Genomic DNA, 15,369 nt, shown 5'->3' on the forward strand with positions numbered 1-15,369 from the left:
CGTTGCTGATTCTTCCTGCCCGAACACCGGGCATCAGAGTCGCACAACAACTGGACCACTACGAGGGGCTCACCTCAGTGCGTCTTCGCCGTCGAGGTTGCAGAAGTCGGCGACCAAGGTCGGGGTGATCATGCCCAGGTATCCCGTGTCGAGTCCGGAGGTCCTGCTGCCAGTCTCGATGAAGGAGATTCGCGCCCATTCGTCGACGAAATCCGGCTCGTAGCAGTCGGAGGGCAATACCCACATCCGGTCGGCGGCACCTATCACGCCCCAGAATTCATAGTCGACGAACACTTCGTATTCTTCGCCGTGTACCTCCTTGTCGAGTGCCCGCAACACCAGGGGCAGGTCGGCACGTAAATCCTTCGTGCTTTGGATATGGGTTAGCTCATGAGGACGGACAGTGTGCAAGTCCTGGTTGGACGCGATGACCGCCAGGGGGTCATCTTCGGCGCAAGGTATGTCGCGTCCGTCGGCGTACCGCACGCTAAGGGGGCCGCCGGGTTCACGGAGAAGCTGGATACGGTCGATTAGGTCATCTGGCCGTTCAAATTCGCGATAGCGGGCGATCTCGTAGAGAGTCTCGGTGTCCACCCGCCAAAGCGTGCCATATGTGGTGACCGGGTTGAGTGGGTTTGGAATCGCCCGGGACTCGCGCACAGCCCCGACTGAGAGGGATCATGCGATGCATCGCGTCGGCATTCCAGGGTGACAACGACCACCATTGTTGACGCGGTCAAACTTTCTAACGTCAAGACACTCTCAGGACTGATTTCGGCCGTCCCAGTCATGTGCCGCACCTGCGCCTCCTGCTCAGCCGGCACGTCAGTTAGCGCCTTGTGAAATGGGCTATGCGGATAGTTCTGAAGATTCAGCGGCCATTCCAGCGTGGTGACTAGCATGCGCTCTGTCGGCTCCGGCGTCGCAGTCCGCGAACTAGATCGTTTCGGCCATCCACTCGCTCAGCGCTGCCCAGCACAACCGAATGTGCGCCGTGTGCCTGATCCAAGCCGTCGGCGCTCGCCTCATAAACGCCTGGCGTCAGTTGCGTGGTTTCTGCCACCTGAACGCCTACCAAGGCGGCGCGGTGCAGCAGGCGTGTTCGTCGGGGTTCCGTCGGGGAGGGAACCTGCTGGTGGGGACGCGGCCAGCGCCTGACACCGGACTTATGTACTAGCGCTGGTGCCAGGACCCCGTTCGACATACTCCACCACCGCATTCAGCGTCGCGATCAAGCGCATGTCCACCACATTGCGCGCTCGGGTATTGAGTAACTCCTCAGTGCACACAAGGTACGCCAGGCATCGGGCCCGGCTGATCGCAACGTTGAGTCGGTTGCGGGACAACAAGAAGTCGGCGCCACGGGATATGTCCTCACCTGTCGATGTCGTCATGGAGAAGAAGACCACCGCCACTTCGCGGCCCTGGAACTTATCCACGGTGCCCACCGCTATGCCACGGGTCGACGTGTCAGCGTTGAGCCGGTCCCGGATCATCCGCACCTGATCGTTGAAAGGGGCGACCACCATGAAATCCGCGACCGTCAGAGGGTTGTTATCGCCTTCCTGATTGGTCCAGATGGTGCCGACCAGTTGAGCGATCTCGGCCGCGATCAGCTCGGCTTCTTCCGACGAAGATGTGCTGTTGCCATGATGTTGGGCTTTTAACCAGCGCAGGCCTGTCCCAGCCGCTGTGGTCTGCCGCTCGCAGCTGACATCGTGAGTGAGTCGGCCAGCATAGATCTCATCAGAGATGAAGCGGCAGATGTCGGGATGCATGCGGAAGGTCTTCGACAGGAAGACACCACGGTCGTGGGGCATCGTTTCTTCCTTGCCGAGGATGTGCTCCAGAACGCTGCGTCCACTGTTGTTGGGGTGGCTGGCCTGGGCGACCTGCGGCAGCTGCAGTGGATCTCCCAACAGGACGACATTGCGGGCTGCCAACGACGCAGCGAGGGCATCGGCCAGCGACAGTTGCCCGGCTTCGTCGACCAGCAATATATCGACGGGGGATGCGCGCATCTCCTGCGAAGCGAACAACCACGTTGTGCCGGCGACGAGATTGAACTCGGGCCGTGCGCACTTGGCATTATTGCCGGGTACGGTGCCGGCGGGTACCCATGTCGAACCCGTCTTCGGCTTCTTCACCGCGTTGAGCTTCGCCGTGGCGCCGTTGTCCCGGAATAGCTGCACCACCTTCCCCAATACGTTATCGATAGCGTGGTGCGTAGTTGCGGTGACCCCGACGCGTCTGCCCGCCAGAATCAGCGCATGGATGAGATGTGCTGCGCTGTAGGTCTTCCCTGTACCGGGCGGACCCTGGATCGCGGCGTAGCTGTTGTCCAGGCTGGTCACCCAGCGAGTCATGTCGGCGAGATCGTCGGTGAACACGCCGCGTGTGGTGAAACGTGGCAAGTCTCTGCGCAGCAGCGCCATCGTCACCGCGTTGGTCTCGTCACCCACGAGGAGCTGCGTGGCAAAATCCGACAGCGTTTGGGGTTTTGGCCATGGCTCGACCCAGTCGTGCAACAGCACCACGCTGGGAAGCGTGCCGACCTCTTGCAGTGCCGTATTCCACACCAGGTCCAAGGTGCGCGTACTGCGTTCAAAGTTTTCGAAACTCGAATAGTGCCGTTGGTCTTCAGCATCGACCAACATGACACTGCCGCCGTCGTAGGGGAACCGCTCGAGCGATTGCGGGGGGAAGGAAAAACGCATGGCAGGTGTGATTGGTGTGCCTCTCTTGCCCAGTCGCTCGACCGCACCGACGCATTGCAGCTCTGTCAAAGCCTCCGGGTCGTCATGCAGCGCGGTGGTGTCACCTTGCAGCTTGGCCATTTTCGGTCCGATATAGGCAAGCCATTCCCGGCGCCAATATCCCAGCAGATCACCGAGTAGGTAGCGAGGATCATTGGTAGGAAACGCGTGCAACTGCTCCACGTGCTCGTCAAGCTCCGGCAGTCGGGGGTCGGGTTCGAAGATGCTCTCTCGCCACGCCAGCTCAGCCGGTCGGTGCTGCACCAGCCAATCCCGTAGCGCCATCGTCGCCCGGACGTCGTCTTCGTTGTAGACGGCAATGCTGTCCAAGCGGCTCTCGTCCCTGTCCTCCAGGAACCGCTCGTACTGCAGTACCGCGCCGGCGCCTTTGTCGATGTCGTGGCTACGTTCATAATCGGTGAGCCGCTCCAGGGCTTTCAGCCCGTAGGATTCAGTACCGACCTGGATGCTGTTGCGGGCCACCAGGAGAAGGTCGACAAACAAACCAGTCTCGATCAGTTCGCTCAATGTGCGCTGGGCGACGTTATGCGTCTCGGTGAGGGCCACCAGAGCTGATCGTTCGGTGTGGTTGTAGTGGTAGACGTGCATCCCGGGGAAGGTCGAACGCCGCTGCGCAAGGTAGTCCACAAGTTTCGATACCGCCTCGGCTTCCGCGGCAAGGTCATGCGCCCACCATGTGCGGTATCGCCACTGTCCATTGGTGTCGCGTTCCAGTAGGCCGAACAAGAAGAACAGTCCCGTCTCGACACGCCAGAAAGGATGCCCTTCGAAGTCAAGAAACACGTCACCGTCGTCCGGGCGAGGTAGTTCTTCGAATCCGTGGCCCCACACGGGATCTTCGCCGGGTTCGATGAACTGGAACGGTGGTACGTCGTCCTCGGACGACAACAGTGCTGCTTGTATCTGTAGCCGCGCCTGTGTGGCCAGCCGGTCCAGCCGACGCGGGCCGATCCGCACCGCGGTCGGCTGGGTCTGAGCCAGCTCGGTCATGTCCGTGATTCCGGCTGCCTCCAGGGCCGCGGCTTCCGGCTGGCGGATTCCGGCCACCAAACTGAGTGCACCCGCCGCATGCCACTGCTCGTCGCAGAGCGCTCGGAATTCGCAGAAGCCACAGTGCGTGCAGGGGCGGGGAGCGGTGCCGGTCTCCGGGCCGGCTAGCAAGGTCCTTGTCAGCTGCCCTCGTAGCCGTCGCCAATATGGGCTGAAGTCGTCGACCCGAAGCGTCTCCGGTTTTCCCGAACCCAACCACAGGTGCATGCGCTCGGGGCGCTCCCCGGTGAGCGCCTCCAATGCATCAGCGTAGAAGCACAACTGCAGCACATGCCCGGGCTTGGCCTCGGCGCGGGCAAGTTTGGCGTCCACCGGCTCGTAGCCGCCGGCATCGGTTCGCACCAGGAAATCGGCGATACCGCGAACCCCATCATGAATCAACGGCATCTGATAGATCACGTCGTAGCCCTCGCCGAGGCGGTCACCGACGCGGATCACCCAGGACTCGAACGTCTCGCCCTTGAGCCGGTCGGGCACCCGCAGAATCGATTTACCGTTGGCCTCGTACTCGTCGAGGCATTGCCTTTCATGCTGCTGTCCCTTTTCAAGCAGCAGCTTCGCGAACTCCCCAAACGTCGATTGCGGCTGCGGGAGTGTTCGGTTGTCGACCAGGTTGCGCAGCGTCAGATAGTGCGCACAGTCCAGCCACGCGGTGATCTTGGACGGCGTCAGCAACTGGCCAGTAGATACAGCGTCACTCACCGGGTAGTCCTCCAACGTATTGTTGTATGAGCGAAATCTAGCGGCAACTGGCCTGTTGGGACGGCCGAGTCAGCCGTGCGGCAGGCTAACTCCCGGCGGCAGTGAGATGTGCGCCTTAGAGCCGATCACCGGGGCTTCGTTGCGGTAGATCACGATGGCGCCCGGTGTACCCGCTACGGACAGCGCGACTTCGAGTGACAGGGGTGGGGCGCCATCGTCGAGATCCATATTCAGGTACACCGACGGCCGGCGCTCCTGGTGGCAACTTTGAATCACGCGATCCGCGAGGTCTTTGCCTTCGTCGCGATAGATCGGAATGGCACGGACATCTCGCGGCCGGTGGTCCGCCCGCACCATCAGCTCCAGTGCCATGATCTGGGGCCCGGTCACCATAAAGCCCGCCGCGCGCAGTTGCAGCGGAACTCCCGTCAGTCGGTCGGCGATTTTGGCTTCGCTCTCCATGTTGTCGATCACGTAATGCACTACGAAGTCCCGACGTGCCAGTTCTGCCATGACTACCCCCGCGGTGGCCCGGATGTACTCCACGGTCGTGCCTGACAGCTTGAGCTGGTGGAAGTAGGACTTGTACAGGTCATCGACCATGAAGAAGGCCGCACCGACCAGCAACCCGTCGTCCAGTCGGGTCACCTGGTCCGCCACCCGTTCGGTCAGCGCCGTGACGCTGCGCTGCCGTGCGGTCGCGGACAGTGTGTCCAGTTTGTCGGCGCCGGCGTTGATCGCTCCCATCCGTGGATCCCATAGGTAGCTGATTGCCGGGAAGTCCCAGCCTTCGTCACTCATTGGGTGCGGTTCCTTTCCATTGTGTAGCGGTCGACGATTCTCAGGCGCTGAGACGTAAGGCGACGGGGGATCGGAGATGTCTAGCTCGTTCGGGCCGCGGGGACCGTCGAATTCGTAGCCGGCACCCAAGGCGTCACCGGCGGCCGTGGCCAACAATGCACCACGATCTCGATCACGTTGTACGGCAGTAAGAACCATGAGACCGTCTCACATCCAGAACAGCTCTTGCCGTGCACGGGTTGTGCCGGCCACTTCGTCATCCGAGCCACCCACGAGCGTGGGGTTGGCGTGCCGCCCAGTCGGAGCTTGGCGACGGCATCTCTTGAAGCTGATATCAGGGTACCGAGGGGCGCCGACAACTTTCGGTGGCGCGTACCTCGCCGTTCGTTCGGGTGGCGTCCGCTCGGGGCTATCAGCTGTTCGCAATGGCCCAACGAACGGCGCTAAGACACTGGGCGGTGACAGTCCCCGAGTTGCCGATATCGAACGGGTGAACGTCACTGCGTCGCCCGGGCCGGTTGACCGAGCAGCCAGCTGCATGGCGCGACAATCGCCTGCGCGCATCTTGGCCGGGCTGCCCGACCGTCAGTCCGGATTCACGACCACTCCCTGCCTACGTGTATAGCCCTAAAGCGCAACTGCTTTAGCGCATAGGAACCGGAACGGTGCTGCCACGAAATGGTTTCCGTGAGCGATCGGCAGACACTCGGAGCCGAACAGGAGGACGGGAGTTACGCGGCAGCACCGTCTGTCCTGTCAGTGCTCGCTGGTACCCTGACAGTGCGTCATGAGATGCCGTCGCCAAGCTCCGACTGGACGGCACGCCAACCCCACGCTCGTGGGTGGCTCGGATGACGACGCGGCCCGCACCGACCGGTGCCGGCAAGAGCGCCCCTGTCGGCAGGGGCCCGACAACTCGGGAGTGCTGCCATGTCATCCCATCAAACCTGCGGATTGTATCGTCCGGGTCACCTGATCCACTGGATCCAGGGGAAGAAGGCCCGGGAACCGGGCCAACCCGTCATTGCGGTGAGAGTCGTTGCAGTACGCGGTGATGGTCAGATCGACCTCGAAGGGCGAGATCTGACGGTCACGCTGTGGCACCACAGTGTCGACGCGCTGCCGCCCGTCGGAATCGAGGCGTTGTGGCGTCCTAGATTTCACGTGCTGAGCCCGATTGTGGGCGGGATGTTGTGCGTAGGCGGCCCGGCCGACGCTTCGCCTTGTGTCCCGCCGATCTGGCGGCGAAGGAGCGAAACAGTCCGCTAGAGCATCGAGCGGGAGGTTCGGGGTAGCCACGGCTACACAGTGCCGCGGCATCGGCTGGCCGAGAACATCGAGCAGCGCTGCCGGAACTACAACACGATCGCCGAAGAATCGGACGGTAGTGATCCATATAGCGGTGCCCAAATCGTGTTCCACCATGAATCACATTGCTTCGCTCGGCAAGCGAACGAGACCTGTCAGTGCTCGTTGAAATAATCGAACCGGAAAGAGAGATAGGAGAACTGCAGATGGCTGACTCGGTGGCAGCGGGATACGACATCATCGGTGACGTCCACGGTTGCGCCGACGAGTTGGAGGCGTTGCTGGTGAAGCTTGGCTACGAGATAGCCGTCGGTGCAGGGGAGTACCGCCACCCGACCCGGCAGGCGGTGTTCGTCGGCGACCTGATTGATCGTGGTCCCGGCCAGTTGCGGGTTCTACAGGTGGTCAAAGCCATGGTCGATCAGGGCAGTGCTCGGATCGTGATGGGTAACCATGAGTTCAACGCGCTGGGCTACCACCACGAACACCCTGCCGGCAGCGGGGAATACCTGCGACGCCGCAACGCGAAGCACACCAAGCAGCACCAGGAGTTCCTAGACCAGCTCACCGACGACCAACAGCGCCACTACCTCGAATGGTTCGCCTCGCTGCCGTTGTGGCTGGATCTCGACGGTCTGCGCGTCGTTCACGCCTGCTGGCATGAGGCGTCGATGGCGGTGGTGCAAGAACACTGCAAGTCCAATGCCCCGTTTGCAGACCCGCGTCATCTGGTGGACGCACACGACCAGACACATGAGCTTTACGACGCGATTGAAAACCTGCTCAAAGGTCCGGAGATCAATCTGCTCAAACACGGCCAGCCCGAATACGTGGACACGGATGGCCACACGCGAAAGCAGGCCCGCATCCGATGGTGGAACAGTGAGGCGCGCACGCTGCGCGATGTCGCTGTGATCAGTGGCAGCTGGACCACCGTGGAAGGCCAGCCCTACCCGCAACTGCCGGACAAGGAGTTGCCACCCGCAGACCGTTCTGTCGCCTACACCGGCAGGGCCCCGGTGTTCTACGGCCACTACTGGCGGCAGAATTCGCCGACACCCGGCGAGGACTTCACCGCACGCACAGCCTGCGTGGACTTCAGTGCAGTGAAGGGCGGGGCGCTGACCGCCTATCGATGGTCGGGGGAGGACGTGATCCGGGATGGGAATTTCGTGCAGATTCGGTGACATCGATACGCGGGGCGACCTTCGGTCTCGGCAGGGTTCCGGCATTGGCCTCGATGCACCGCAATAACTAGTGGGCGGAAACCAGCTAGATGGTGATCTTCAACGGGGCCAGCAGATGTTCGCTTGGTAGCGGATCTGTCATCGGATGTCCCGCCGAGTACGTTGTCATCCCGGTGGCCGTCCGAGACAATCATTTCCGCAGTTGCCGAAGCGCAAACTGGGCGCGTGCAGCCTGATACATGAGCTGGTTCTCCAACAGGCCAGGCCGGGCCAGGGCGTTGGGCAGGAAGCTGCAGAATGCCAGCCCCCTACCACCGTCGCGACTTTGGTCAGCGCACCAGGCTCCCAGCAACGGTGCGCTCAAGTCGCCTCGCGATTCCACCGTGTTGAGATGGTTGGCCAACTCCGCTGCCTGTCCCTCGTCCGTCGCGACTGGAAGCTGCATCAGTGTCAGGGCGCCGTTGCCGAAGCGTGGATGTGGCTGGTCGGTGAAGATGCGTACCAGAGCGGTGAGGTGATTGGTGCCCGGAGACTCCGGATCCTGCAGGAAGGCCGGCGAGTTAGCGGTGTAGGGCACCTCGCAGGTAATTCCGGTCTCATCAGCGCTACCGAACCAGCCCATCTCGACAGCGCACTTGCCCAAGCCTTCAGCGAGGGGACCGGTGAATCGGGACGGCTCGGACCCGAGCGGAATGATCACCTGCTCAGGTACGTTCAGCATGTCATCGAGCTCGGGGCGCTCCCCACTGACCGGGTGATTCGAGGCGGCTGGTTCGCCGTTGCACCCTCGGGCGATCGAGTGGGCGTGCGAGTGTGCGGTGGCGTTCTGCAACACCGCGGCAGTCATCAGGATCTTCCACAGCCAGGCGATGTTTTCCCGGTGCACCACTGCTGTGCAGCACTCGCTGATGGTGGCGTTGTCGGGGTCGAAAACCAGGGCACTCATTGTCGCCTGCATGTTCAGCGGGCCCAACAGCCGAGCGGCGTCGGTCGACGTGTCCACCTCGCGGGCAACGTCGGTCCAGATCCGCACGATGTGCACATCCAGATCGTGGGAACGGATCGGTGGACTCACCTCGACGTGCTGAGCTAGCCGGTAACCCCACCAGGTGAAGCCGCGTTCCCGGCGCACCGACCACTGCTCGTCGATCATCAACTGGTCGTAGAGGTGATCCAGCAGCTCTAATCCGATGTCAGTCACCCTACGTATCCCTTCTCGATTACCTGCTGGGTCAGTTATATGCCAGGGCGCCAACACTGCGTGGGCCTTTTCGGCGTTGTCAGCTGGTTGGCGGTGCTGATGTCGTTCGCAGCCCACATGACCGGGCATCTCGACTTTCGAATTGACCTGAGGCAACGTGACGCTGAGCGCTGACCAGAACGAGGATACGGTTAAGGGTTCGGTCGCGACGGTCTTGTTACCGCCGGGAATCGATTGACCAGCAGAGCTTTTGGTGAAGCGGTCTGCGAGAGGTAAGGGCGGCGCGCCTGCGACGATGTGTCGGTGTAGCCGGTTATACTAGCGGTGCGTCAGGAGATGCCGTCGCCAAGCTCCGACTGGACGGCACGCCAACCCCATGCTCGTGGGTGGCTCGGATGAGGACGCGGCCCGAACCAGCCGGTATGGGCAAGAGCGCCTCCGACGAGGAGGCCTGACATGTCGGGAGTACGCCAAATGCTGCAAATGCTGCAAGCGCCCAAACTGGTTCAGCTGAACAAGTTGCATCAGCCCGCTCGGCCTAGTGCCAAAATGGAAGGCGTTGTCGTGTGCAACGCCGGCCGTATCAGCCTCGACGGCAAGGACCTGAAGTTCCTGCTATGGAACGACGATCCGGAGCGGCTGCGCCGCCGCTGCGCATCAGTGGCGAGGCCGAGCAGCCGCTCAAGTTCCAAGCGCTCCAGCGTGTTCCCGTCGAACCCGCCGCTGAATCCCTGACAAACGTCAGGTCTGCTCGTCCAACCAGGTACTGAATTCCACAGGTAGCACCACGTTCTCAGGGCTGTCGGCAAACAGCGGTGCTATCTGGTCGAAACGGTAGCCGGCGATGCCGGTGCCAATCGGTGTGACCTGGAAGCGCAACTCGGGATGGGCGCGCGCATAGTCCAGGAACGTGTCCACTTCGGAGGCTAGGGTAGGGAACCCGCTCATGGTGTCGATGGCATAAGACTGACCGTGGTGGCCGTGGCCCTCGCCCCAGACGGCCCCGAACTTCTGGAATGCGTCGCGGGCGGCCCCGCCGTCATGAAATCCGTGCGCATTGGACCCGAAGACGAACACCTCGTTGGGCGCCAGCCGCTCGATGCGGCTGCTGGTCAGGGAGTCCATGACGCGGCGCTGGATCTGACTGAGCGCATCCAGGCGCACGCTGCGCGGCAGGTACTCGATCGCGTTCACGGCGACGGTGACGACCTCGCTCAGTGTCGGCCGCGCTGACGAGGGCAGGTTGGGAGTCGCGGCCGGGGAGTCGCGTCCCGCATCCGGTTTGCTGGTCGGTAGCGAGTCACGCAGCTCCTCGGTGGCGAAGAGGTCATCGAGGCCTACGCCGAGTGAGGTGGCGATGGCGAGCTGCGTGGGATGAGAGGCGTTTCGGTATCCGGTCTCGAGCTGCGAAATGTAGGGGTAGGAGATGCCCGCCGCGTCGGCAAGCGCGTGGCGGTCCATGCCGAGTTCTTCGCGCCGGCGCCTGATCCTTTCGCCAACGCCCGCGTCACCCCTGCGGGGAGAGGTCCCCCCTCTGCGGGGGTTTTCTGGCCGGAGCTGGTCCGTCATGCCGCCAAACTACCAACAGTTATGCCAGTGGCAAAAGGGTAGGTATGCAGATTGCGGCGCGGCTTCGGCTATGCTGTGCGCACCAGGTGGATAATGCCAACAGCATAGGAGTCGTTATGTCCACAACACGCAACCCCTCCCTTCCCCTTCTTCACGTGGGCCGGGGCACCCAGTGCGGCGCCTTGACCCTCTTTCCTGTGTGGGCCGACGGCGGCGCCGCCACCGGTCTTGAGTGGGACCTGGGAACGCTGGACATCGCCGAGCACGACGGTGGTGGGCGGGTGAACTCCTTGGCCGCGGTTAATGCCGGCGACAAGCCGGTGATTCTGCTCGAAGGCGACCTGCTCGAAGGTGGTTGGCAGACAAGGATGATTGCCCGCTCGACCGTCCTCGCCCCGCGCCAAGCCGCCAATCTTGCGGCGCTCTGCGTAGAGCAAGGCCGGTGGGAGCAAGGCGGCAACCGCGGCCACCGCGCCGGCGGCCGCCGCGTCTCGACCTCACTTCGGGCCGCCCGAGACCGCGCCTATCGCCAAGGCGAGGACGCCCAGCACGCGGTCTGGCACGGGATCACCTCCCGCTACGAAACAACCGTGCGGACGGCTTCTCACTCCTTCGCCGACCACCTCGACCGCGTTGCCCGAGAACGCAGCCAGCGCAGCGAGCGGCCGCTTCCGGCCAAGCCGCTGGCAGGCCAGCGCGGTGTAATCGTCGGTATCGGCGGCCGGGTGCTCGGTATGGAGCTGTTGGCAACGCCCACAGCGCTCGCCACACGCTGGACCGGCATCCTTGAGGCGGCCCGCTTCGACGCCGACGGTGCTCCAGAGGCCGGGACTTCCGGTCAGCGGGCCCGTGACTTCGCCGTCAGCGTGGAGTGTGCGCACGTCAAGGTGGCCGGTTACTCGCCGGCCACGGTGAACCTGACGGCCGACCAGCGCTCGCTGCACCTTAGCGGGATCGCGCTGCCGGAACCGGACCGATCGATCGACGGCAACTTCTGGCGCATCGTCCACCTTGCCGCCTACGACCAGGGGCACCCGCTGCTCGCGGACGCATGAGCCACAACGCAAATCGCCCAGATGCCATCGATCACGATCATCCCGTCGAGGAACGACTCCAGTGTCAGTTACATCAGTTAACCTGCCGGCCATGGATACCGGCGTCTACGAATCGCTGCTCACCGAGCGGCTCAACACCCAACTCGAACACCGGGACGACCTACGCGCCGAATTCGGCGCGGTCGACGATGCCGAACAGGCGCTGGCCATCACCCGGCACCTGGCGCCGATCATTGAGCGGTCGTTGCGTACGGCGGGAAGCGGTGAACGCCGCATCGAGCTGGCGCAGCGCATCCTCGCGGTGCTACCCGAGGCTTTCACAGACGGTGCCGAGCTACACGCGGCAGAGCCCGGCAAGGTGGCGCGTCTCGATGAGGTTCGCAAGGCTGGGGGATTGGGCAACCACCGACTCCCGCGCCCGGCAACACCGTTCTCCGACGCCGCGCTCATGACCAACGGCCGTGGCGAGCCCACCCTGGCCGCCGAGTTGCGTGCTGAGCTGGCCAGCGCCGACCAGGTGGATCTCCTGTGTGCGTTCGTCAAATGGCAAGGGCTGCGTCTGCTTGAAACGGAGCTTGCCGAGCTACGAGAGCGCAACATCCCGCTGCGCGTCATCACCACCACATATCTCGGTGCTACTGACGCCCGGGCCCTGGACGCCCTAGTCGATGAGTACGGCGCCGAGGTTCGGATCAACTACGACACCAATCAGACCCGCCTGCATGCCAAAGCGTGGCTGCTGCGGCGCAACACTGGCTTTCACACTGCCTACGTTGGATCAAGCAACCTGTCGCACGCCGCCCTGGTCGACGGACTGGAGTGGAACGTGCGGCTATCGGCGATCGCTACCCCGCACCTGCTGGAGAAGTTCCGAGCTACCTTCGACTCCTACTGGGAGAGCCGGGAATTTGAGCTCTACAACCCAGCCGAGAACGGCGAGCAGTTGCGCGAAGCCCTGCAGACTGCTTCGGGCACCCGCACCCGCGACCCGATGGCAGTCATCCTGTCCGGCTTGGAAGTGCGACCCAAACCCTTTCAAGCCGAAATGCTCGAACAGCTCGACGCCGAACGCACCCTGCATGATCGACACCGCAACCTGATCGTTGCCGCCACCGGCACCGGGAAGACCGTCATGGCTGCCCTAGACTACCGCCGGCTGGCCCGCGACATCCACGGCCGCGACCTAACCCTGCTGTTCGTCGCACACCGCAAGGAAATCCTCGGTCAGGCCCAACGCACGTACCGGGAAGTCCTCACCGACGCCACCTTCGGGGAACTGTTGGTCGACGGGCAGCAGCCGGCTAAGTGGCGCCACGTTTTCGCCAGTATCCAATCGCTATCGGCCAGTCGGCTGGCGGACATCGATCCCGCTCAGTTCGACGTCGTCGTGGTCGACGAATTCCACCACGCTGAAGCAGCGTCGTATCGTCGACTGCTCGACCACGTGCAGCCGATGGAGCTGCTGGGCTTGACCGCCACCCCGGAACGTGCAGACGGAGTGGATGTGCGGGCCTTCTTCGACGGTCGTGTCGCAGCCGAACTGCGGCTGTGGGAAGCCCTGGAACAGAACCTGCTCTGCCCGTTTCACTACTTCGGCATCCACGACGGTACCGACCTGGAATCCGTGAAATGGAAGCGTGGCGGCTACGACCTCGCCGCCCTGAGCGGGGTCTATACCGGCAACGACGCCCGCACCCGCATCGTGCTCAAGCAACTGCACGACAAGGTTGCCGATGTTGCGGCGATGCGTGCCTTGGGATTCTGCGTCAGCGTCGACCATGCCCGCTACATGGCTCAGTGCTTCAACGACGCCGGCGTCCCCGCCCTGGCTGTCTCGGCCGAGACAACCGCCGATGACCGCCGCGCCGCTCTAGCTGCGCTACGTAGTCGTGACGTCAATATTCTCTTCGCCGTCGACCTATTCAACGAGGGCTTGGACATCCCCGAGGTCGACACTGTGTTGTTCTTGCGCCCCACCGAGAGCGCCACTGTCTTCCTGCAGCAACTGGGTCGCGGACTGCGGCTCACACACGGCAAGACCGTGCTGACCGCGCTGGACTTCGTCGGGCACCAGCGCCGCGAGTTCCGCTTTGATCAGCGTTTCCGGGCGCTGACCGGGTCGGGCGGCAAAGCGCTGCAGCACCAGGTGGAGCAGGGCTTTCCATTCCTGCCTTCTGGCAGTCAGATCGTGCTCGACCGCGTCGCACAGAAACTAGTGCTGGAAAACATCAGACAGCAGGTGGCGCCTCGCTGGGCGGCGCTGGTCTCCGAGGTGCGAGCACACCCCGATGACCGGCTGGCGGGGTATCTCGACGCCTATGGCCGCGACCTTCCTGACCTGTTGAAGAACAACCGATCCTGGACCACCCTGTGCCGCGAGGCGGGCAAGCTGACCTCCGATGCGGGGCCGCGCGAGGCAGATTTGGTCAAACGCGTCCGTGCCCTCGCGCATGCTGACGACCGACTGCGCTGGCAGGCTTATCGGGGCATCCTCGACGGGACCGTCGATTTGAGTGGCCCCATCGAACGGCGGCTGGCCGCGATGCTGTTCTACTCGCTGTTCCCGAACGGCGGCGGATTCCCTGATGTTGCAGCCGGACTAGATGCGCTGGTCGGCGAGCCCATTCTCGACGAGATGCGGCAGGTCATCGATCTCGCCTTCGATACCGCTCGGCGCACCACCTATGACTTGGGGGGCCTGATCCCGTCCTTGGCTGAGGTTCCTTTGCAGGTACACGCGACGTACTCGCGCGAAGAGATCCTGGCCGCTCTGGACTACGCCGCGCAGAACCGCACCCCGAGCACCATGCGCGAGGGCGTCGTGTGGAGCTCGGAGCTCAACACTGACGCGTTCCTGATCACGCTGAAAAAGTCCGAGACCGACTACTCGCCTACCACCATGTACCGCGACTTTGCGATCAGTGACCGACTGTTCCACTGGGAGTCGCAATCCACCACCTCGGCGGCCTCGCCGACCGGGCGGCGCTACATTCGCCACCGCGAAAACGGCTCGCACATCCTGTTGTTCGTCCGCGCCGCCAGAACTAACGCGCTCGGTGCGGCGCCCTATGTTTTCCTGGGTCCGGCCGACTATGTCTCGCACGAGGGGGACAAGCCGATGGCGATCACCTGGCGGCTGCACCTAGCCATGCCGACCGAGGTGTTCCAGGCATCGAGCGTGGCGGTGGCGTAGGCGAGGTATGCCGCACGGTCGGATTCAGCGCTACAAGCAGCGCATTCCTGAGCGCCGCCAGCCCTCCGTGCCACGTCCGGACCCTGCGACCATGTACCGATGACCGCAACGCCCGTCGCGAAGAATGTCACCGGCTTCGCGCACCGCAAGCTGTTCGAGGGCGTTGACCTGGCCGTGGCCCCAGGTGACGTCATCGGTGTGGTGGGTGCCAACGGCGCCGGCAAGAGCACCCTGCTGCGGATCCTCGCTGGCAATCTGCAGCCGCTCGAGGGTGCGGTCAACCTCGCCCCGGCCGATGCGTTCGTCGGTTGGTTGCCGCAGGAGCACGAGCGGGTGGCAGGCGAGAACTTCGCCGCCTACATCGCCCGCCGGACCGGCTGCGCACAGGCGGCGCAGGCCATGGACGCCGCGGCCGCGGCTGGCTGTGACAGCCTGACTTGGCCCCGGGCGGACGGTTTGAAGTGGCTCCACCTGTGTGGTCGCGGGTGTGCTGTTGTGACGGTCTGATCTGGCCCCGTCTTCACGA

The 15,369-nt window shown here is 63.4% G+C and carries 9 protein-coding genes, 1 pseudogene and 3 riboswitches; of the genes and pseudogenes, 5 read left to right on the forward strand and 5 right to left on the reverse strand.

Annotated elements, in window-relative coordinates; all coding sequences use genetic code 11:
* Positions 1 to 69 precede the first annotated feature (69 nt).
* The 3 genes from AWC02_RS21705 to AWC02_RS16500 all read right to left on the reverse strand — a co-directional run bounded on the left by AWC02_RS21705 (position 70) and on the right by AWC02_RS16500 (position 5,330).
* Positions 70 to 594, reverse strand: a complete 525-nt coding sequence (locus AWC02_RS21705; RefSeq protein ID WP_133055660.1) for a hypothetical protein — start codon at positions 592 to 594, stop codon at positions 70 to 72.
* 572 nt (positions 595 to 1,166) lie between these two features.
* A complete protein-coding gene (locus AWC02_RS16495; RefSeq protein ID WP_085129798.1) occupies positions 1,167 to 4,529 on the reverse strand; it encodes a TM0106 family RecB-like putative nuclease in 3,363 nt (1,120 codons plus the stop codon).
* Between the two features lie 69 nt (positions 4,530 to 4,598).
* A complete protein-coding gene (locus tag AWC02_RS16500) occupies positions 4,599 to 5,330 on the reverse strand; it encodes a hypothetical protein (protein ID WP_085129799.1) in 732 nt (243 codons plus the stop codon).
* Between the two features lie 216 nt (positions 5,331 to 5,546).
* Positions 5,547 to 5,658: riboswitch (SAM riboswitch) on the reverse strand.
* Between the two features lie 455 nt (positions 5,659 to 6,113).
* Positions 6,114 to 6,225: riboswitch (SAM riboswitch) on the forward strand.
* 619 nt (positions 6,226 to 6,844) lie between these two features.
* On the opposite strand from AWC02_RS16500, the gene AWC02_RS16505 reads away from it, so the two are divergent.
* Positions 6,845 to 7,825: a metallophosphoesterase gene (locus tag AWC02_RS16505; protein ID WP_085129792.1), complete on the forward strand. Its 981-nt coding sequence runs from the start codon at positions 6,845 to 6,847 to the stop codon at positions 7,823 to 7,825.
* Between the two features lie 190 nt (positions 7,826 to 8,015).
* Here AWC02_RS16505 and AWC02_RS16510 read toward each other — a convergent pair whose 3' ends face one another.
* Positions 8,016 to 9,026, reverse strand: a complete 1,011-nt coding sequence (locus AWC02_RS16510) for a hypothetical protein (protein WP_085129793.1) — start codon at positions 9,024 to 9,026, stop codon at positions 8,016 to 8,018.
* A 327-nt stretch (positions 9,027 to 9,353) separates the two neighbouring features.
* Positions 9,354 to 9,465: riboswitch (SAM riboswitch) on the forward strand.
* Positions 9,466 to 9,482: 17 nt separating this feature from the next.
* Here AWC02_RS16510 and AWC02_RS16515 point away from each other — a divergent pair.
* Positions 9,483 to 9,761, forward strand: coding sequence for a hypothetical protein (locus tag AWC02_RS16515; RefSeq protein WP_133055661.1), 279 nt, complete (start codon positions 9,483 to 9,485; stop codon positions 9,759 to 9,761).
* 6 nt (positions 9,762 to 9,767) lie between these two features.
* Here AWC02_RS16515 and AWC02_RS16520 read toward each other — a convergent pair whose 3' ends face one another.
* The gene (locus AWC02_RS16520) at positions 9,768 to 10,595 is read right to left on the reverse strand and encodes an A1S_2505 family phage non-structural protein (protein WP_085129795.1); all 828 of its coding nucleotides are present in this window, start codon (positions 10,593 to 10,595) and stop codon (positions 9,768 to 9,770) included.
* 116 nt (positions 10,596 to 10,711) lie between these two features.
* On the opposite strand from AWC02_RS16520, the gene AWC02_RS16525 reads away from it, so the two are divergent.
* The 3 genes and pseudogenes from AWC02_RS16525 to AWC02_RS16535 all read left to right on the forward strand — a co-directional run.
* Positions 10,712 to 11,650, forward strand: coding sequence for an ARPP-1 family domain-containing protein (locus AWC02_RS16525; protein ID WP_336385678.1), 939 nt, complete (start codon positions 10,712 to 10,714; stop codon positions 11,648 to 11,650).
* 91 nt (positions 11,651 to 11,741) lie between these two features.
* Positions 11,742 to 14,843 (forward strand): DEAD/DEAH box helicase, encoded by a 3,102-nt coding sequence (locus tag AWC02_RS16530; RefSeq protein WP_085129797.1) that lies wholly within the window; start codon positions 11,742 to 11,744, stop codon positions 14,841 to 14,843.
* 99 nt (positions 14,844 to 14,942) lie between these two features.
* Positions 14,943 to 15,278, forward strand: a pseudogene (locus AWC02_RS16535) (ATP-binding cassette domain-containing protein); the annotation flags it as partial.
* Positions 15,279 to 15,369 lie beyond the last annotated feature (91 nt).

The sequence above is a fragment of the Mycolicibacter engbaekii genome (assembly GCF_002101585.1).
Taxonomy (GTDB): Bacteria; Actinomycetota; Actinomycetes; order Mycobacteriales; family Mycobacteriaceae; genus Mycobacterium; species Mycobacterium engbaekii.